The following is an 18,319-nucleotide window of genomic DNA, read 5'->3' as shown; positions in this document are numbered from 1 at the left end:
GATCTGTACGCACGGGAGTCTAGGGCCTGCTAAAGGCGAGGTAAGCAGACCGTCATGGACAAGCTGGGGTGTGGGGTGGGGTTATCCACAGTGGGATCGTGCGGCACCCCTCATGGCGCGAGCGCGGCGTGCCGGGCAACCTTTGACGTATGACCGCAAGCACCTCGCCTTCGCACGCCGAGCCGCAGGGCCCGCCGCCTGCCCGTTTCGCCTTCGACGTGCACACCTGGAAGGAGATCGCACACCTCCTGGTGAACCTCCCGACCAGCATCGTCGGGTTCGTGTACGTGGTGGCGTCCCTGTCCATCGGCGTCGCCCTGTCGGTGACGGTGGTCGGCCTGCCGCTGCTCGCGCTCGCGCTGTTCGGCGCGCGGCTGATCGGCAAGTTCGAGCGGGGGCGGGCCAGGCTGCTGCTCGGCGTGCGGATCGACGAGCCGAGCCCGATGCCGGCGCCGTCGAAGCGCTCCGGCAGCTTCCTCACCTGGCTGTGGTCCAGCCTCAAGGACCCGGTGGGCTGGCGGACGATGCTGTACGGCTTCATCCGGCTGCCGTGGGGCATCGCGACGTTCACCATCATGGCGTTCGGGGTCTTCCTGCTGTGGCCGGTGCTGCCGTTCATCGCGCGGGCGCTGGCCAACGCCGACCGGGCGATGGTGCGCGGCCTGCTCTCGCGCTCCGACGAACTGGAGCGGCGCATCGCCGAACTGGAGTCGGACCGGGGCGTCGTGGTGGACACCGCCGCGGCCGACCTGCGGCGCATCGAGCGCGATCTGCACGACGGCGCGCAGGCCCGCCTGGTGGCCCTCGCCATGGGCCTCGGCCTCGCCAAGGAGAAGCTCCTGGAGGACCCGGACACGGCGGCGGCGATGGTCGACGAGGCGCACGGCGAGGTGAAGCTGGCGCTCCAGGAGCTGCGGGATCTCGCGCGCGGCATCCATCCGGCGGTCCTCACCGACCGCGGGCTCGACGCGGCCCTCTCGTCGGTCGCCTCGCGGTGCACGGTGCCGGTGAAGGTGACCGCCGACCTGCCCGAGCGCCCGGCGGCCGCGATCGAGGGCATCGCGTACTTCACGGTCTCCGAGCTGCTGCAGAACGTGAGCAAGCACAGTGGGGCGCGGACGGCGAGCGTGGAGGTGTGGCGCTCCGACCAGCGCCTGCTCATACAGGTGTGGGACGACGGCCACGGCGGCGCCAGCCTGGACGGCGGCACGGGCATGGCGGGCCTCGCGGACCGGCTCGGCGCGGTGGACGGCCTGTTCGTCATCGACTCGCCGACCGGCGGCCCGACGACGATCACGGCGGAACTGCCGTGGCGGGACCGCGCGGAGGCGTGAGGTCCGCCGACCTGGCCCACCCCCGGAGGGTGGGGAAAACCCCCGGCCCAAGAGGCCGACGCACTCCATGGTCCGCCCGGCCGCCGACCCGCAGTCTGGACGTACGACAAGGAGAAGCTCTCGCGGAGCGGGCACGAGCCGCGCGGGGCCGAGAAGAAACGGACGACACCGATGGCCACGGACTACGGACAGGGGTACGGACACCTCATGGGAGCCGACGTCGAGGACCGCTGGGGCCACGAGGACCACGGTGGCTACGGCAGCCACCCCGGCGGCGGGCGCGACGAGAGCCGCCTGAGCCGTCTGCCCGCCGCGCTGCGGGCGCCCCTGGAGGGGCGTACGTGGCGTGAGTTCCTGTATGTGCTGCTGTCGTTCCCGATCAGCATCATCGGCTTCGTCTTCGCGGTGACGACGCTGTCGGTCGGCGCGGGCCTGCTGATCACGTTCATCGGCATTCCGGTGCTCGCCCTGGGCCTCGCGGCCCTCCGCGGCTTCGGCGCGCTGGAGCGGATGCGGGCGCGGACGCTGCTCGGCGTGGGCATCAACGACCCGCATCCGCTGCAGACCCGGGGCGGCGGCTTCATGGCGTGGATGGGGGCCGTCCTCAAGAGCGGCGTCTCCTGGCGGCACGTCGTGTACGCAGTGATCCACATGCCGTGGGCCATCTTCTCGTTCGTGGTGACGGCGGCCTTCTGGACGTACGGCTGGGCGATGCTGACGTATCCGCTGTGGTTCTGGCTGTTCCCGCTGTACGGGGGGCAGGCCGGGATCCAGCTCTACGGCGACGACGGCCACCGCATATACCTGGACAACCCTTTCGAAATCGGTGTCACCGCGGCCACCGGCCTTCTCATCACGCTGGCCACGCCCTGGATCATCCGCGCCCTGACCACCGTCGACCGGGTCATGGTCTTCGGGCTGCTCGGCCCCTCGCGACTGGTGTCACGTGTCGTCGAACTGGAGTCGGACCGGGGCGTGGTGGTGGACACCGCCGCGGCCGACCTGCGGCGCATCGAGCGCGATCTGCACGACGGCGCACAGGCGCGGCTCGTGGCCCTCGCCATGGATCTCGGCCTCGCCAAGGAGAAGCTCGCCGAGGACCCGGAGGCGGCGGCGCGGATGGTGGACGAGGCGCACGGCGAGGTGAAGGTGGCGCTGCAGGAGCTGCGGGATCTGGCGCGCGGGATCCATCCGGCCGTCCTCACCGACCGGGGGCTCGACGCCGCGCTGTCCGCGCTGTCCGCGCGGTGCACCGTGCCGGTGGAGGTCGAGGTGGATCTGCCGGCGCGGCCGGCCGCGGCCATCGAGGGGATCGCCTACTTCACCGTGTCCGAGCTGCTGCAGAACATCAGCAAGCACAGTGGGGCCGGGCGGGCCTCCGTGGACGTGTGGAAGGTCGAGAGCCGGCTGATGCTGCAGGTCAGTGATGACGGGCAGGGTGGGGCCGATGTTTCGGCCGGGTCCGGGCTCGCGGGGCTCGCGGAGCGGCTCGACGCGGTCGACGGGATTCTGGTGGTCGAGTCGCCCGTGGGTGGGCCGACGACGATCACTGCGGAGTTGCCTTGGCGGGGGTAGGGGCCCTGCGGGGCATTCCCCAATCCCGCCCCTTCCCGTAACCAGGGGGCTGGCCTCGTCCTCAAACGCCGGACGGGCTGAGTGGTGCCGGACTAATTGAATGAGCGTGACGCCCGGGCGCCCGAATGCTGGGATGCTTGTTCCTGTCAGCGGGGCGGGGACAGGGCATGGGGGCCGGAACATCGTGGAGGACAAGGTGCGGGTGGTCATCGCCGAGGATTCAGTGCTGCTCAGGGAGGGCCTGACCCGGTTGCTGACCGACCGCGGACATGACGTCGTCGCGGGGGTGGGCGACGCGGAGGCGCTGATCAAGACGATCACCGATCTCGCGGCGCAGGACATCCTGCCGGACGTCGTGGTCGCGGATGTGCGGATGCCGCCGACCCACACGGACGAGGGGGTGCGGGCGGCCGTCAAGTTGCGCGCGCGACATCCGGGGCTCGGCGTGCTCGTGCTCTCCCAGTACGTGGAGGAGCAGTACGCGACGGAGCTGCTCGCCGGGTCGAGCCGGGGCGTGGGGTACCTGCTCAAGGACCGCGTCGCCGAGGTCCGCGAGTTCGTGGACGCGGTCGTGCGCGTCGCGCAGGGCGGCACCGCGCTGGACCCGGAGGTCGTGGCGCAGTTGCTCGGGCGCAGCCGCAAACAGGACGTCCTCGCGGGCCTGACCCCGCGCGAGCGGGAGGTCCTGGGCCTGATGGCCGAGGGGCGGACGAACTCGGCGGTCGCGCGCCAGCTCGTGGTGAGCGACGGAGCCGTCGAGAAGCACGTCAGCAACATCTTCCTGAAGCTGGGGCTCTCCCCCAGCGACGGGGACCACCGCCGGGTGCTCGCCGTGCTGACGTACCTCAATTCCTGAATTCCCGAGGGGTTCGGCAGCCTCCCGGGAGGTACTTCGACCGAGTCCGACGACCGCCGCCCGCCGTCCCGCCACCAGGACACGATTACGGGTCGACCGCACAGCGCCACCGTGGCATCACTCGCACGGACTGCACGACACTGCACCGCAGCACGGCCCTGGGACCACACATGGTCCTAGAACCAAAGGATGAGCGGAGAGCGTCTTCATGAAAGGCCGGGGGGCGAGTCACAGCATGACAAATCGGGGCATTCAGCTGTCTCAAAGGTGCGTCCAGCATGCGAGCGGCCCTAAGAAGGTGACCCTTACAGACGTAGGGTGGGCCATGGGAGCGCAGGGCGGCCTGCCGCTTCCGCAGAGCCGCCTCAAGGGAGGTCCAGTTCAGTGACCAGCCAGGTCAGTAGCCCGGCCGAGCAGGCCGACGAAGCCGTCGTAGGAGAGCAGCGCAAGCCCGCAGCGGGCGAGAAGGACGTGCGCCGCCTCGACCGGGTGATCATTCGGTTCGCGGGCGACTCGGGTGACGGCATGCAGCTCACCGGCGACCGGTTCACCTCGGAGACGGCGTCCTTCGGCAACGACCTGTCGACGCTGCCGAACTTCCCCGCCGAGATCAGGGCGCCCGCCGGCACGCTGCCGGGCGTCTCCTCGTTCCAGCTGCACTTCGCCGACCACGACATCCTGACCCCGGGCGACGCGCCGAACGTGCTGGTCGCGATGAACCCGGCGGCCCTGAAGGCGAACATCGGGGACGTGCCGCGCGGCGCCGAGGTGATCGTGAACACGGACGAGTTCACCAAGCGCGCGATGCAGAAGGTGGGGTACGAGACCTCGCCGCTCGAGGACGGCTCCCTGGACGGCTTCCAGGTGCACCCGGTGCCGCTGACCACGCTGACGGTGGAGGCGCTGAAGGAGTTCGACCTGTCCCGGAAGGACGCGGGGCGGTCGAAGAACATGTTCGCGCTCGGCCTGCTCTCGTGGATGTACCACCGGCCGACCGAGGGCACCGAGCGGTTCCTGAAGACCAAGTTCGCCAAGAAGCCGGACATCGCGGCGGCGAACATCGCGGCGTTCCGCGCGGGCTGGAACTTCGGCGAGACCACCGAGGACTTCGCGGTCAGCTACGAGGTGGCGCCCGCGGCGAAGGCGTTCCCCACGGGCACGTACCGCAACATCTCCGGCAACCTCGCCCTGTCGTACGGCCTGATCGCGGCCTCGCGCCAGGCGGACCTGCCGCTGTACCTGGGCTCGTACCCGATCACCCCGGCCTCGGACATCCTGCACGAGCTGTCCAAGCACAAGAACTTCGGCGTGCGCACCTTCCAGGCCGAGGACGAGATCGCCGGCATCGGCGCGGCCCTCGGCGCCGCCTTCGGCGGCTCGCTGGCCGTCACGACGACCTCCGGCCCCGGTGTGGCGCTGAAGTCGGAGACCATCGGGCTCGCGGTCTCCCTCGAACTGCCGCTGCTGATCATCGACATCCAGCGCGGCGGCCCGTCCACCGGCCTGCCGACCAAGACCGAGCAGGCGGACCTGCTCCAGGCGATGTTCGGCCGCAACGGCGAGGCCCCCGTGCCGATCGTCGCGCCGCGCACCCCGGCGGACTGCTTCGACGCGGCCCTGGAGGCGGCGCGCATCGCGGTCACCTACCGCACGCCGGTCTTCCTGCTGTCCGACGGCTATCTGGCCAACGGCTCCGAGCCGTGGCGCATCCCGGAGGTCGACCAACTCCCGGACCTGCGCGTGCAGTTCGCCTCCGGCACGAACCACACCCTGGACGACGGCACCGAAGTGTTCTGGCCGTATCTGCGCGACCCCCAGACCCTCGCCCGGCCGTGGGCGATCCCGGGCACGCCGGGCCTGGAGCACCGCATCGGCGGCATCGAGAAGCAGGACGGCACGGGCAACATCTCGTACGACCCGGCCAACCACGACTTCATGGTCCGCACCCGCCAGGCCAAGGTCGACGGCATCGAGGTGCCCGACCTGGAGGTCGACGACGCGGACGGCGAAGCCGACCTCCTTGTCCTGGGCTGGGGTTCGACGTACGGGCCGATCACCGCCGCGGTCCGCCGCCTGCGGGCCGCCGGGCAGAGCGTCGCGCAGGCGCATCTGCGCCACCTCAACCCGTTCCCGCGGAACCTGGGCGAGGTCCTGAAGCGTTACGACAAGGTGGTGATCCCCGAGATGAACCTCGGCCAGCTCGCCACGCTGATCCGCGCCGAATATCTCGTGGACGCGGTCTCGTACAACCAGGTCAACGGCATGCCGTTCAAGGCCGAGCAGCTCGCCACGGCTCTCAAGGAGGCCATCGATGGCTGACACCACGCTCGCGGGGCCCACAGGTTCCGAGACGCTTCTGAAGCTCGTGCCCAAGGCCGAGGGCAAGCAGTCCATGAAGGACTTCAAGTCCGACCAGGAAGTGCGCTGGTGCCCCGGCTGCGGTGACTACGCGGTCCTGGCCGCCGTGCAGGGCTTCATGCCCGAGCTCGGCCTGGCCAAGGAGAACATCGTCTTCGTCTCCGGCATCGGCTGCTCGTCCCGCTTCCCGTACTACATGAACACGTACGGGATGCACTCCATCCACGGCCGCGCCCCCGCGATCGCCACCGGACTCGCGTCCTCCCGGCGGGACTTGAGCGTCTGGGTGGTCACCGGCGACGGCGACGCGCTCTCCATCGGCGGCAACCACCTCATCCACGCGCTGCGCCGCAATGTGAACCTGAAGATCCTGCTGTTCAACAACCGGATCTACGGCCTCACCAAGGGGCAGTACAGCCCGACCTCCGAGGTCGGGAAGATCACCAAGTCGACGCCGATGGGCTCGCTGGACGCGCCCTTCAACCCGGTGTCGCTCGCGATCGGCGCGGAGGCGTCCTTCGTGGCCCGCACGGTCGACTCCGACCGCAAGCACCTCACCGACGTGCTGCGCCAGGCCGCCGACCACCCGGGCACCGCCCTGGTGGAGATCTACCAGAACTGCAACATCTTCAACGACGGCGCCTTCGAGGTCCTCAAGGACAAGCAGCAGGCCGAGGAGGCCGTGATCCGTCTGGAGCACGGCGCGCCGATCCGCTTCGGCACCGACGGCTCCAAGGGCGTCGTGCGCGACTCGCTCACCGGCGATCTGAAGGTGGTCGCGGTGACGGAGGAGAACCAGTCGCAGATCCTGGTCCACGACGCCCACGCCGCGTCGCCGACCACGGCCTTCGCGCTCTCCCGCCTCGCCGACCCGGACACGCTGCACCACACCCCCATCGGCGTCTTCCGCAGCACCGAACGCCCGGTGTACGACACGCTGATGGCCGACCAGCTCGACACCGCCATCGAGCAGCACGGCAAGGGTGATCTCGCTGCGCTGCTGGCCGGCGGGGACACCTGGACGGTCGTCGGCTAGTTCCCTGGCCTGCGCCCGCCCGGAGCCCGGTCCTGATCCGTCAGGGCCGGGCTTCGTCGTGCTTCGCCCGTGCCTCGTCGTACGCCGCCCGCGCCTCCAGCACGTCGTCCATGCGCCGGTGCGTCCACGCGCCGAGGGCGCGGACCAGCTCGGCGGCCTCGCGGCCCAGGTCGGTGAGGGAGTAGTCGACGCGGGGCGGGATGACGGGCTTGGCGTCGCGGTGCACCAGGCCGTCGCGCTCCAAGGTCTGCAGGGTCTGGGTGAGCATCTTCTCGCTGACGCGGCCGATCTCGCGGCGCAGCTCGCTGAAGCGATACGACCGCTCGGCCAGCGCGATCAGGACGAGGACGCCCCAGCGGCTGGTGACGTGCTCCAGGACGAGGCGGTGCGGGCACATCGCCTCGGCTTCGCTGTTCCAGGGGGTCCTTACGGCCATACCAGTACCTTACTTCAAAGTGGGTACTTACGGATAGTTAGTGCCGGAGCTAGGGTGAGTGGCATATCCGATCGCAACCCACATAACGGGAGATTCATCCCATGAGCATCGTCGTCACCGGAGCCACCGGACACCTCGGCCGCCTCGTCGTCCAGGGCCTGCTGGACGCGGGCGTGCCCGCCGGGCAGATCGCGGCCGTAGTACGGAACAAGGAGAAGGCCGCGGACCTCGCGGACCGCGGCGTGGAGCTGCGCGTCGCCGACTACAACGCGCCGGAGACGCTCGCCGGGACGTTCGCCGCGGGCGACAAGGTGCTGCTGATCTCCGGCAGCGAGATCGGGCGGCGGGTGCCGCAGCACCGGGCCGTGATCGACGCGGCGCGGGCCGCGGGCGTCGCGCACCTCGTGTACACGGGTGTGCTCGGCGGCCCCGACGCCGACTTCGATCTGGCGGCCGAGCACAAGGCCACCGAGCAGGCGGTGCTCGACTCCGGGCTGCCGTACACGTTCCTGCGGAACGGCTGGTACCACGAGAACTACACGGAGAACCTGGCCCCGGTCCTGGCGCACGGCGCCGTCGTCGGCAGCGCGGACGGGGGCCGGATCGGGTCCGCCGCGCGCGCCGACTACGCCGCGGCGGCCGTCGCGGTGCTGACCGGCGAGGGCCACGAGGGCGTCGCGTACGAGCTGAGCGGCGATGTGGCGTGGAGCCTGCCCGAGTACGCGGCCGAGGTCGCCGCGCGCTCCGGCAAGTCCGTCACGTACCGCCAGGTGTCCCCCGCCGAGCACCTCGCCGTGCTGACCGGCGCCGGGGTTCCGGAGCCGGTGGCCGCGATCCTCGTGGACGTGGACGCGGCCATCGCCCGGGGCCTGCTGGCCGGGGGCAGCGGCGACCTGAGCCGCCTCATCGGGCGGCCGACGACGCCGCTGGCCGACGCGGTGGCGGCGGCGCTCGGGGGCTGAACCGCGCGGGAGCGAGGCTGTCATGACCGTATGGCGATACGGGCATGACAGCCTCCCCCTGCGGGCGCTACCTTCGTGCTCGGCAGCGGGTGTCTGCCGAGGGCCCGGCGTCCGGGCCGCGAGCACGAAGGAGGAGCCGTGACCCCAGCGCAGGCCAAGGCCGAGGCACGCATAGGTCTGCTGAACGGCTTCGCCGCGTACGGCATGTGGGGCCTTGTGCCGCTGTTCTGGCCGCTCCTCAAGCCCGCGGGCGCGGGCGAGATCCTGGCCCACCGCATGGCCTGGTCGCTCGTCGTGGTCGGCGTCGCGCTGCTCGTCGTACGCCGCTGGGCCTGGGCCGGTGAACTGCTGCGCCAGCCCCGCAAGCTCGGCCTGGTGACGGTGGCCGCCTCCGTGATCACCCTCAACTGGGGCGTCTACATCTGGGCCGTGAACTCCGGCCACGTCGTCGAGGCATCGCTCGGCTACTTCATCAACCCGCTGGTCACCATCGCCATCGGCGTGCTGCTGCTCGGCGAGCGGCTGCGTCCCGTGCAGTGGACGGCCGTCGGCGTCGGCCTCGCCGCCGTCCTGGTCCTCGCCTTCGGCTACGGCCGCCCGCCCTGGATCTCGCTCGTGCTCGCTTTCTCCTTCGCCGCGTACGGCCTGGTCAAGAAGAAGGTCAACATCGGCGGACTGGAGTCGCTCGCCGCCGAGACCGCCGTGCAGTTCCTGCCCGCGCTCGCCTTCGTGCTGTGGCTCGGCTCGCGGGGCGAGGCCACGTTCGCCACCGAGGGGTTCGGGCACGCCGCGCTGCTCGCCGCCACCGGCGTGGTGACGGCCGTGCCGCTGGTCTGCTTCGGCGCGGCGGCGATACGGGTGCCGCTTTCCACTCTGGGGCTGCTTCAGTACCTCGCGCCCGTGTTCCAGTTCCTGCTCGGCATCCTGTACTTCCACGAGGCGATGCCCGCCGAGCGGTGGGCCGGGTTCGGGCTGGTGTGGCTGGCGCTGTCCCTGCTGACCTTCGACGCTTTGCGCACCGCGCGGCGTAGGGCAGGGGAAACGCAGGGGGGCTTCGCCCCCTCTCCCCCCGCTGTTGGCGCTTCGCGCCTCGTCCTCAAACGCCGGACGGGCTCCCAGTCCACGCGCCCTGTGCCGCAGCCTCCCGCACGTACTCCGTGAAGTCCCTTGGCTCGCGGGCCAGTACCTCGTGTACGCCGGTCGCCGGCGGGGCCAGGTGGCCCTCGTTGAAGAACGTGAAGATGGCCGTGTACTCCTTGGCGGCGGCCTCGGGCACGCCCTCGGCGATCAGCTCGGCCAGGAACTGCTCCGGCGTGACCGGCTCGTAGCGCATCGGGCGGCCCGACGCCGCCGCGACCTCCGCGACCGCCTCGGCGTAGGTGAGGGCGCGCGGGCCGGACAGCTCGTACACGCGGTGCGTGTGGCCGTCCTCGGTGAGCAGCGCGACCACGACGTCCGCGATGTCCTCCACGTCGATGAACGGCTCCGGTGTGTCGCCGACCGGCAGGGCGAGGCGGCCCGCGAGGAGCGGCGCGTGGAAGAAGTCCTCGGAGAAGTTCTGCGCGAAGTTGTTGGCGCGGATCACCGTCCAGTCGACGCCCGCCTCCGCTACGGCCCGCTCGGCCCGCGCCATGCCCGGCAGGAAGGACTCGCCGGACACGTCGGCGCCGCGCCCGGACAGGACCACGAAGCGGCGCACGCCCGCAGCCGCGGCCTGCGCCACGAAGTCGACGACGGGGTCCGGGTCTTCCGGCGCGACGAGGTAGAGAGCCCTGACGCCGGACAGGACCGGGGCCCAAGTAGAGCGTTCGTTCCAGTCGAAGCGGGTCTCGCCGGAGCGGGAGGCGGCCCGCACTGTGTGGCCCGCCGCCCGCAGCCGGGGCACGATCCGGCGCCCGGTCTTGCCGGTGGCGCCGAGGACGAGGATGGGGGCGTCCGCGTTGTTCTGCTGGGTTTCGGTCATGGCTCCAGCCAATCCGCCCGGCCGCGACCGTGACATGGGCGTCCGTCTCACGGCCATGGGAGTACGTCCACGGCGGCCCGCCGGGCGGGCGTCTACCGTTGACCGCATGGACGCTCTGGGGGATCTGCTGCGCGGCGTACGCGCGGACGGCGCTCGATTCGATCGCGCGGTGCTCACGGACAGTTGGGAGCTGAGCTGCCCGCAGGGGGCCGCGCTCGAACTGTTCCTGGTGGTGCGCGGCACGGCCCGGGTCACCGCCGCGGGGTACGAGCCGCGCACCCTGCGCGCGGGCGACGCCACGCTGGCCTGCACCACGGCTCCGTTCGCGCTGGCCTCGGCGGACCCCGGCGCCGGGGAGACCGAACTGGTCTCCGGGGCCTACGAGTTGGCGGGCTCCGTCGGCCGCCGCCTCACCAGCGCGCTGCCGCCGCTCCTGGTCGTGCCCGCCGAGGACGAGTGCCTGCCGATCGTGGAGCTCATCGCCGCCGAGATCGCCGAGGACCGGCCCGGGCGGCAGTACGTGATGGACCGGATGCTGGACTGGCTGCTCGCCTGCACCCTGCGCGAGTGGTTCGAACTGCCCGAGTCCTGCCCGCCCGCGTGGTACCGCGCGCTCGGCGACGACGTGGTCGGCCCGGCCCTGCGCGCCCTGCACGAGGAACCGGCCCGGCCCTGGACCGTGGCGTCCCTGGCGGCGCGCGCCCAGGTCTCGCGCGCCGCCTTCGCCCGGCGGTTCGCCGACCTGGTGGGTCGGCCCCCGATGGCGTACCTCACCGACTGGCGCATGACCCTGGCCGCCGAACTCCTCACGGAGCCGGGCGCGACGGTCGCCTCCGTGGCGGCGCGGGTCGGGTACGCGGACGGGTTCGGCTTCAGCGACGCCTTCAAGCGGATCCGGGGGGTCACGCCGAGCGGTTACCGGGCGTCGCGGGCCGCGGAGGCCGAGGCCGAGGTCGCGGCTGCGGAGAAGGTGGACCCCGACTCGTGGCTGCGGGCCGCGGGCTGAGCCTTCCGCCCGCCCCCGCGCAGCCCTGCCAGCGAGACCACGACCCCGAGGACCGCGAGCACCACGGGCACGGTGAGCGCCGCCCGGAACGCGTCGAGGGAACCCTCGGGGTCCCCGGCGTTCCCGTGCGCGCCGCCGCCCCCGCCTGCCGACGCGAGCCCGTACACCGCCGTCACCGCCGAGATCCCGATCGCCGCCCCGAACTGCGTGGCCGTCTGCAACAGGCCGCCCGCCAGGCCCTGTTCCTCCTCGGCCACGCAGTCGGTCGCCGCGATCAGGAGGGGGCCGTAGGCCAGCGCGAAGGCGGTGCCGGCGAGGATCAGCGTCGGGAACATCGCCGCGTACGTCCAGTCCATGCCGACCGGCAGGAACAGCGCGTACGCCGTCGCCGCGAGCAGGAAACCGGCGAGGATCACGCGGGCGTGGCCGTAGCGGTTCACCAGGAGCGGGGTGAGCGTCGGCGCGAGGACGACGTCGCAGCCCATCACCACCAGGGCGATCGCCGTCTGCCAGGACGACCAGCCGCGCAGCTCCTGGAGGTAGAGCGTCAGGACGAACTGGAAGCCCATGAACGCGCCGAGGAAGAGCAGCGCCCCGAGCCCGGCCCGCACCACCGTCCCCGTACGGAAGATCCCAAGGCGTACCAGCGGCACGGCGGCGCGGCGCTCGATGCCCACGAAGGCGGCGACGAGGAGCAGACCCGCAGTCACCGTGGCGGCCGTCAACGGCCAGTCGTCGAGGCCGTGTTCGAGGCTGACGACGCCGTAGGCGAGGAGCAGCATCGCCCCGGCCGCGGCGGCCGCGCCCGGCAGGTCGAAGCCGCCGGAGCGGGGCCGTGCCGGGGCCTCGGCGGCGTACTCCGCGCCGGGCTCCGGCACGGAGACCGGCGCCGGAATCAGCCGCACCGCCGCCGCCAGGATCACGGCGGCGAACAGCACCGGCGCGAAGAACACCCACTGCCAGCCCAGCTCCGTGAGCAGCCCGCCGATGACCAGGCCGAGCGAGAAGCCGCCCGCGGAGGTGCCGGCGAAGACGAGCAGGGCCTTGTTGCGGGCCGGGCCCTCCGCGTACGAGGTGGTGATGATCGACATCGCGGCGGGCGTCATGAACGCCGCGGCCACGCCGGTCACGAACCGCGCCACGATCAGCATCCAGCCCTCGGTCGCGAACCCGCCGAGCCCGGAGAAGACCAGGAAGACGCCGAGCCAGGTCAGGAACATGCGCCGCCTGCCGAGCAGGTCGGCCGCGCGGCCGCCGAGCAGCGTGAATCCGGCGTAGCCGAGGACGTACGCGCTGATCACCCAGGCCGCCGTGCCGGTGGAAAGGCCCAGGTCGGAGCGGATGCTGGGGATGGCCACGGCGAGCATGGCGATGTCCGCGCCCTCCAGAAAGATCGTTCCGCACAGGACGAGCAGCAGTGCCCAGGCACGGGCGCCCATGATGACTCCTTCGGTTACCCCGATGAGGGCCGGTTCCTTCTTGTAACCAAAGGAATCCTGCGGCAGCATCTACAGGTGCGGAAGAAGGCACTTTGAAGTCACCGAGGCACTGCGAGGGCACCGTGGAGACGGAGGGCACCGTGGAGACGGAGGGCACCGTGGAGACCGCCGACCCTTACGGGGACACCGATCCGTTCCAGTGGGACACCCGGGAGGACTGCCAGGTGCGGCAGATCCTGGACCGGGTGGCCGACAAGTGGTCCCTGCTGGTGATCGCGCTCCTGGACCGCCGCTGCCTGCGCTTCACCGAGCTGCGCCGCGAGATCGACGGCATCAGCCAGCGCATGCTGACGGTCACGCTGCGCCAGCTGGAGCGGGACGGCCTGGTGAAGCGAACCGTGCATCCGGTGGTGCCGCCGCGCGTGGAGTACGAACTCACGCCGCTCGGCGGCACGTTGCACCACACCATCCGGACCCTGGTGACCTGGACGGAGGAGCACCAGAACGAGATCGCGGCGGCGCGGTCCGCGTACGACGCGCGGGTGGCGGCGGAGGAGTCGGCGGGCGCATGATCAAGGCATGACCCTGCACTGGAAGCTCGTGATCGACGCCCAGGACCCGCACGCCCAGGCCGCCTTCTGGGGCGAGGCCCTGGGGTACGAGGTCGAGGACAACAGCGCCCTGATCGAGCGGCTGCTCGGCGTCGGCGCCGCGCCGGAAGCGATGACCGTCGAGTTCCGCGGCCGCCGCGCCTGGCGCGACCTCATCGCCGTCCGGCACCCGGACGATCCGTACGACGAGGAGAGCGGCACGGGGCTCGGCCGGCGGCTGCTCTTCCAGCGGGTGCCGGAGACGAAGTCCGGCAAGAACCGGCTGCACGTGGACGTGCACTCCGCGCCCGGCACCCGCGAGGAGGAGCTGACCCGCCTGCGGGCGCTGGGCGCGACCGTGCTGCGGCACGTGAAGGAGCCCGGGGGCGAGTGGGTGGTGATGGCGGACCCGGAGGGGAACGAGTTCTGCCTCCACTAGGGGGCGACCAGGCGCGGCTAGGCGCGCAGCGCGTGCCCCGTCGTCGCGTCCACGTAGTCCGGCACGGCCTCGTGGCTGTCCCCGACGGTGAGCGTGCCGGTGGGCTCGAACAGCAGGATCGAGGCGCCGGTGCGGGCGATCGGCTTGTGCTCGGTGCCCCGGGGCACGGTGAAGACGGCTCCCTTGGTGAGCGTGACCGTGCGCTCCCCGGCGGGCTCGCGCAGCGCGATGTCCAGCTCGCCGTCGAGGACGAGGAAGAACTCGTCGGTGTCGTCGTGGACGTGCCAGATGTACTCGCCCTCGACCTTGGTGACGCGTACGTCGTAGTCGTTGACCTGGGTGACGATGCGGGGGCTCCACAGGGCGTCGAAGGAGGCCAGGGCGTCGTGGAGGCGGATGGGCGCGGCGGCCGGGGCGGCGGTTTCGTTGGTCATGGACTCATCGTGGGCCTCGCCCCCGCCTCGTACGAGTGCTAGAAATCGCACATGGCGCAAGAAAACTCTCAAGGAAGCTCTCAAGGAAGCCCTCAAGGAAGCCCTCAAGGCTCCGCACGGCGCGGCAGCCGCCCGCACCGCGTCGTCGTCATCGTCGACGAGAACTCCAACCCCTTCGAGCTCGGCTGCGCCACCGAGATATTCGGCCTGCGCAGGCCCGAACTGGGCCGGGACCTCTACGAGTTCACGCTCTGCTCGCCCGAGCCGCGCACCCTGATGCGGGACGGGTTCTTCACGCTCACCGGGGTCGCCGCGCTCGACGCCGCCGACGCGGCGGACACCCTGATCGTGCCGAACCGGCCCGACACGGAGGTGCCCCGCCGCCCGGCCGTCCTGGACGCCGTCCGCCGGGCCCGGGCGCGCGGCGCCCGGCTCGTCGGCTTCTGCAGCGGGGCGTTCACGCTCGCCGAGGCCGGGGTGCTCGACGGGCGCCGGGCCACCGCGCACTGGCAGTGGGCCGACGACTTCCGACGGCGCTTCCCGGCCGTACGCCTGGAACCGGACGTCCTCTTCGTCGACGACGGCGACATCCTCACCGCCGCGGGCAGCGCCGCCGCGCTCGACCTCGGGCTGCACATCGTGCGCCGCGACTTCGGCGCGGAGGTCGCCAACTCCGTGTCGCGGCGCCTGGTCTTCGCCGCCCACCGGGACGGCGGGCAGCGGCAGTTCGTGGAGCGGCCCGTGCCCGACGTGCCCGACGAGTCGCTCGCGCCGCTGCTCGCCTGGGCCCAGGAGCGGCTCGGCGAACCGCTCACCGTGGCCGGGCTCGCCGCCCGCGCCGCCGTCAGCCCGGCGACGCTGCACCGCCGCTTCCGCGCCCAGCTCGGCACGACGCCGCTGGCGTGGCTGAACGGCGAGCGCACCGCGTACGCCTGCCGCCTCATCGAGCGCGGCGAGGAGCGGCTCGACGTGGTCGCCCACCGCAGCGGCCTGGGCACGGCGGCGAACCTGCGGGCCCGGCTGCGCCGCGAGACAGGGCTGACGCCGTCGGCGTACCGCCGCCGCTTCGGCCCCTGACGTCCGCCCGCGGACGCCACGCGATGCCCATGCGCGGCCCACGCGATGCCCACGCCCGGCCACACGGAACGCCACGCCCGGCCACCCGGAACGCCACGCCCGGCCACATGGCTACTGCCGGACCCGGCCCCCCGTTTCTTACCGTGGTCCCGTGGCCGTCGTCGAGAAGTGGAAACCGCAGAGCAGCCGACCCGCGCGTCGCGACCGCGAACGGGCGGCCCACCGGCTGCTCGTCGCCGCCTGCGCCCTCTTCGCCCTCGCCTCGCTCGCCCTGGTCCCGCTGGACCTGCGGCTCGGCTGGGACGAGCTCGTCTACGCGAGCCGCTTCGGCCCGTACGCCCCCGACCAGGCTCCCGGCGTCCCGTTCAGCGCGCCCCGCACCCGGGGCGTGCCCGTGCTGCTCGCGCCCGTCGCCTCCTGGAGCGACTCGGTCGTGCTGCTCCGGGTGTGGCTGACGGCGCTCTCGACCGCCGCGCTCTACCTGGGGTTCCGGCCCTGGCTGCGGGCCGTGCCCCGGCTCCCGGAGGTCGCGGGGGTCGCCGCGGCGCTGTACGGCAGCCTCTGGTTCGCGCTGTTCTACGCCAACGCGGCGATGCCCAACCACTACACCGCCATGGGCGCGGCGGGCGCCGTCGGCCTCTTCCTGCACCGGCGCCCCGGGCCGCGTACGTACGCGGGAATCGCCGCGGGACTCCTGCTCGCGACCCTGATGCGGCCCAACGACGGCGCCGCCGTCGCGGCTCCGCTGCTGGCCGCCGCCGCGCTGGTGCCGCTGTGGCGCTCGCGCGGGCGCGCGCTCGCCGTGCTCGGCGGGCTCGGGGCGGGCCTGCTGCCGTGGGTGATCGAGGCGTACGTTCGCTTCGGTGGCGTACGCGAACGGCTCGACGACGCGAGCGAAGTGCAGGGCGGGCTGCGGTTCACGGACACCGCGCTGCATCAGCTCACCGCCATCGACGGGCCCCTGCTGTGCCGTCCGTGCGCCGGTGACGGCGTGCGGGTGCCCGCGCTGGGGTGGTGGGTGCTGCTCGCGGTGTTCGTGCCGGCCGGGCTGTGGTCGGTGCGGCGGTTCCGGCGGACCGCGGCGGGGGGCCGGCTCGCCGCCGCCGTGGGCGTGTGCGCGGCGCTGCCGTACGTCGTCGTGGTGCCGTACACCGCGCCGCGGTTCCTGCTGCCCACGCACGCGCTGCTCGCGGTGCCCGCGGCGATGGGGGTGCTGGCCGCGGTGCGGTGGGCGCGGGGGGCGCGGGTGCCGGTGCTCGCCGGGGGCGTCCTCGCGGCGGTGCTGGTGGGGCATCTCGCCGTGCAGGGGTCGCTGGTGTCCTCCAACTCCCGGATCCAGTCGGCCGCGCGGGAGGACTGGGAGCGGGTGGCGCGGGTGGTGCACCGGGAGGGGGTGCGGCCGCCCTGTCTGCTGGGGGGCAATACGTCGGTGATTCCGCTGGCCTACGCGGCGGGCTGTGAGCCCGCGCCGCGCGGGAAGGAGCGCCGCGGGGACGAGCGGCGGCCCGACGTCCTGGTGCTGCGGCGCCACGCCCTGCCCGGGTGGGCCCAAGACTGGCACGGGGTTCGGGTACCGGACACGTACTCGCGGGGGTGGCGGGTGTACGTACCGGCTGCGCCGTGAACGGGCGGACTGCGTACGCGCCGACGGGACCGCGGGCCAACTGACGTCGCCCTCCCCCTCGTTGAACCGCTATGCGGAACAAACCGTCCGGATCCCGCTCTTGACGTGAACTCAACAGGGCTCCACCATCGGGCACTCCAGGCTCATTCGGTATTCAACTCACGGAAAGCCGGACCCCCCACATGAGACTCTCCGCATCCGGACGCAGCGCGGCTGCCGCCGTCATAGCCGCGACCGCCCTCCTGACGACCAGCGCGATATCCACCGCGGCCACCGCGTCCCCGGGCACCACCGCTCCCCCGCGAGCGGCCGCCCCGGACATCCCCGTGGCCAACGTGAAGGCGCACCTCTCGCAGTTCCAGTCCATCGCCTCCGCCAACGGCGGCAACCGCGCCCACGGCAGCGCGGGCTACAAAGCCTCGCTCGACTACATCAAGGGCAAGCTGGACGCCGCCGGATTCACCACCAGGGTCCAGCAGTTCACCACCAGCGGCCGCGTCGGCTACAACCTCATCGCCGACTGGCCCGGCGGCGACGCCAACCAGGTCCTCATGGCCGGCGCGCACCTCGACAGCGTGAGCCGCGGCGCGGGCATCAACGACAACGCGTCGGGCTCGGCCGCCGTCCTGGAGACGGCGCTCGCGGTGTCCCGCGAGCAGTACAAGCCCGCCAAGCACCTGCGGTTCGCCTGGTGGGGCGCGGAGGAGCTGGGCCTGATCGGCTCCTCGAACTACGTACGCGGCCTGCCCGCCGCCGAACGCACGAAGATCAAGGGCTATCTCAACTTCGACATGGTCGGCTCGCCGAACCCGGGCTACTTCGTCTACGACGACAACCCCACCATCGAGAAGACGTTCAAGGACTACTACGCGGGCCTGAACGTGAGCACCGAGCCGGACCGCGAGGGCGACGGCCGCTCCGACCACGCGCCGTTCAAGAACGCGGGCGTCCCGGTCGGCGGCGTCTTCGCCGGGGCGAGCACCGCCAAGTCCTCGGCCCAGGCCCAGAAGTGGGGCGGCACGGCCGGCCAGGCATTCGACCGCTGCTACCACTCGTCGTGCGACACCACGGCGAACATCAACAACACGGCGCTCGACCGCAACAGTGACGCGGTCGCGTACGCGGTGTGGGGCCTGTCCTCCTAGCCTCTCGCCGCTCCCCCTGGACGAGAATGCTTGCGTGTGCATATA

The 18,319-nt window shown here is 72.0% G+C and carries 17 protein-coding genes; 13 read left to right on the top strand and 4 right to left on the bottom strand.

Going from position 1 to position 18,319, the window contains the following annotated elements; genetic code table 11:
* The first annotated feature begins 149 nt into the window (after positions 1 to 149).
* From STRAU_RS10245 to STRAU_RS10225, 5 genes are all read left to right on the top strand, one after another.
* On the top strand, positions 150 to 1,334 hold the full coding sequence (locus STRAU_RS10245) for a sensor histidine kinase (RefSeq protein WP_037658520.1): 1,185 nt from the start codon (positions 150 to 152) through the stop codon (positions 1,332 to 1,334).
* A 171-nt stretch (positions 1,335 to 1,505) separates the two neighbouring features.
* A complete protein-coding gene (locus STRAU_RS10240; protein ID WP_016640207.1) occupies positions 1,506 to 2,909 on the top strand; it encodes a sensor histidine kinase in 1,404 nt (467 codons plus the stop codon).
* A 196-nt stretch (positions 2,910 to 3,105) separates the two neighbouring features.
* A complete protein-coding gene (locus tag STRAU_RS10235) occupies positions 3,106 to 3,765 on the top strand; it encodes a response regulator transcription factor (protein WP_310592235.1) in 660 nt (219 codons plus the stop codon).
* A 384-nt stretch (positions 3,766 to 4,149) separates the two neighbouring features.
* Positions 4,150 to 6,084 (top strand): 2-oxoacid:acceptor oxidoreductase subunit alpha, encoded by a 1,935-nt coding sequence (locus STRAU_RS10230; RefSeq protein WP_016640205.1) that lies wholly within the window; start codon positions 4,150 to 4,152, stop codon positions 6,082 to 6,084.
* Positions 6,077 to 7,159: a 2-oxoacid:ferredoxin oxidoreductase subunit beta gene (locus tag STRAU_RS10225; RefSeq protein ID WP_037658518.1), complete on the top strand. Its 1,083-nt coding sequence runs from the start codon at positions 6,077 to 6,079 to the stop codon at positions 7,157 to 7,159. The genes STRAU_RS10230 and STRAU_RS10225 overlap by 8 nt, the downstream gene beginning before the upstream one ends.
* Positions 7,160 to 7,199: 40 nt before the next feature.
* Here STRAU_RS10225 and STRAU_RS10220 read toward each other — a convergent pair whose 3' ends face one another.
* A complete protein-coding gene (locus tag STRAU_RS10220; protein ID WP_016640203.1) occupies positions 7,200 to 7,595 on the bottom strand; it encodes a winged helix-turn-helix transcriptional regulator in 396 nt (131 codons plus the stop codon).
* Positions 7,596 to 7,696: 101 nt separating this feature from the next.
* Between STRAU_RS10220 and STRAU_RS10215 the strand changes: the two genes are divergently transcribed.
* Positions 7,697 to 8,557 carry an SDR family oxidoreductase gene (locus STRAU_RS10215; RefSeq protein ID WP_016640202.1) on the top strand — a complete coding sequence of 287 codons (861 nt, stop codon included), beginning with the start codon at positions 7,697 to 7,699 and terminating at the stop codon, positions 8,555 to 8,557.
* A 204-nt stretch (positions 8,558 to 8,761) separates the two neighbouring features.
* Positions 8,762 to 9,718, top strand: coding sequence for an EamA family transporter RarD (gene rarD / locus STRAU_RS10210; protein WP_397892061.1), 957 nt, complete (start codon positions 8,762 to 8,764; stop codon positions 9,716 to 9,718).
* On the opposite strand, the gene STRAU_RS10205 is transcribed toward rarD, so the two are convergent.
* A complete protein-coding gene (locus tag STRAU_RS10205) occupies positions 9,654 to 10,520 on the bottom strand; it encodes an NmrA family NAD(P)-binding protein (RefSeq protein ID WP_037658515.1) in 867 nt (288 codons plus the stop codon). The two genes, rarD and STRAU_RS10205, sit on opposite strands and share 65 nt — an antisense overlap.
* A 106-nt stretch (positions 10,521 to 10,626) precedes the next feature.
* Here STRAU_RS10205 and STRAU_RS10200 point away from each other — a divergent pair, with 106 nt between their 5' ends.
* Complete coding sequence (locus STRAU_RS10200; RefSeq protein WP_063890342.1) at positions 10,627 to 11,526, top strand: AraC family transcriptional regulator; 900 nt, start codon at positions 10,627 to 10,629, stop codon at positions 11,524 to 11,526.
* On the opposite strand, the gene STRAU_RS10195 is transcribed toward STRAU_RS10200, so the two are convergent.
* Positions 11,436 to 12,965, bottom strand: a complete 1,530-nt coding sequence (locus STRAU_RS10195; RefSeq protein ID WP_037658513.1) for an MFS transporter — start codon at positions 12,963 to 12,965, stop codon at positions 11,436 to 11,438. The two genes, STRAU_RS10200 and STRAU_RS10195, sit on opposite strands and share 91 nt — an antisense overlap.
* Before the next feature lie 140 nt (positions 12,966 to 13,105).
* Between STRAU_RS10195 and STRAU_RS10190 the strand changes: the two genes are divergently transcribed.
* Complete coding sequence (locus STRAU_RS10190) at positions 13,106 to 13,537, top strand: winged helix-turn-helix transcriptional regulator (protein ID WP_052029029.1); 432 nt, start codon at positions 13,106 to 13,108, stop codon at positions 13,535 to 13,537.
* Positions 13,538 to 13,544: 7 nt separating this feature from the next.
* Entirely contained in the window at positions 13,545 to 13,994 is a 450-nt protein-coding gene (locus STRAU_RS10185) for a VOC family protein (RefSeq protein ID WP_016640198.1), read from the top strand.
* 17 nt (positions 13,995 to 14,011) lie between these two features.
* On the opposite strand, the gene STRAU_RS10180 is transcribed toward STRAU_RS10185, so the two are convergent.
* Positions 14,012 to 14,428, bottom strand: coding sequence for a cupin domain-containing protein (locus STRAU_RS10180; RefSeq protein WP_016640197.1), 417 nt, complete (start codon positions 14,426 to 14,428; stop codon positions 14,012 to 14,014).
* A gap of 51 nt (positions 14,429 to 14,479) precedes the next feature.
* Between STRAU_RS10180 and STRAU_RS10175 the strand changes: the two genes are divergently transcribed.
* The 3 genes from STRAU_RS10175 (at position 14,480) to STRAU_RS10165 (ending at position 18,274) form a co-directional block, all read left to right on the top strand.
* A complete protein-coding gene (locus STRAU_RS10175; protein ID WP_016640196.1) occupies positions 14,480 to 15,505 on the top strand; it encodes a helix-turn-helix domain-containing protein in 1,026 nt (341 codons plus the stop codon).
* 151 nt (positions 15,506 to 15,656) lie between these two features.
* Entirely contained in the window at positions 15,657 to 17,129 is a 1,473-nt protein-coding gene (locus STRAU_RS10170) for a hypothetical protein (RefSeq protein ID WP_016640195.1), read from the top strand.
* A 182-nt stretch (positions 17,130 to 17,311) separates the two neighbouring features.
* Entirely contained in the window at positions 17,312 to 18,274 is a 963-nt protein-coding gene (locus tag STRAU_RS10165) for a M28 family metallopeptidase (protein WP_016640194.1), read from the top strand.
* The last annotated feature ends 45 nt before the right edge of the window (positions 18,275 to 18,319 follow it).

It is taken from the genome of Streptomyces aurantiacus JA 4570 (assembly GCF_000414115.1).
Classification (GTDB): domain Bacteria; phylum Actinomycetota; class Actinomycetes; order Streptomycetales; family Streptomycetaceae; genus Streptomyces; species Streptomyces aurantiacus_A.
This window is presented reverse-complemented; position numbering and strand designations above follow the sequence as displayed.

Excerpts from the sequence above, each read along its gene's own strand:
- STRAU_RS10245 (WP_037658520.1), top strand. The coding sequence starts at position 150 with ATGACCGCAAGCACCTCGCCTTCGCACGCCGAGCCGCAGGGCCCGCCG.
- STRAU_RS10240 (WP_016640207.1), top strand. The coding sequence starts at position 1,506 with ATGGCCACGGACTACGGACAGGGGTACGGACACCTCATGGGAGCCGAC.
- STRAU_RS10225 (WP_037658518.1), top strand. The coding sequence starts at position 6,077 with ATGGCTGACACCACGCTCGCGGGGCCCACAGGTTCCGAGACGCTTCTG.
- STRAU_RS10220 (WP_016640203.1), bottom strand. The coding sequence starts at position 7,595 with ATGGCCGTAAGGACCCCCTGGAACAGCGAAGCCGAGGCGATGTGCCCG.
- STRAU_RS10215 (WP_016640202.1), top strand. The coding sequence starts at position 7,697 with ATGAGCATCGTCGTCACCGGAGCCACCGGACACCTCGGCCGCCTCGTC.
- rarD (WP_397892061.1), top strand. The coding sequence starts at position 8,762 with ATGTGGGGCCTTGTGCCGCTGTTCTGGCCGCTCCTCAAGCCCGCGGGC.
- STRAU_RS10205 (WP_037658515.1), bottom strand. The coding sequence starts at position 10,520 with ATGACCGAAACCCAGCAGAACAACGCGGACGCCCCCATCCTCGTCCTC.
- STRAU_RS10200 (WP_063890342.1), top strand. The coding sequence starts at position 10,627 with ATGGACGCTCTGGGGGATCTGCTGCGCGGCGTACGCGCGGACGGCGCT.
- STRAU_RS10195 (WP_037658513.1), bottom strand. The coding sequence starts at position 12,965 with ATGGGCGCCCGTGCCTGGGCACTGCTGCTCGTCCTGTGCGGAACGATC.
- STRAU_RS10185 (WP_016640198.1), top strand. The coding sequence starts at position 13,545 with ATGACCCTGCACTGGAAGCTCGTGATCGACGCCCAGGACCCGCACGCC.
- STRAU_RS10180 (WP_016640197.1), bottom strand. The coding sequence starts at position 14,428 with ATGACCAACGAAACCGCCGCCCCGGCCGCCGCGCCCATCCGCCTCCAC.
- STRAU_RS10175 (WP_016640196.1), top strand. The coding sequence starts at position 14,480 with ATGGCGCAAGAAAACTCTCAAGGAAGCTCTCAAGGAAGCCCTCAAGGA.
- STRAU_RS10165 (WP_016640194.1), top strand. The coding sequence starts at position 17,312 with ATGAGACTCTCCGCATCCGGACGCAGCGCGGCTGCCGCCGTCATAGCC.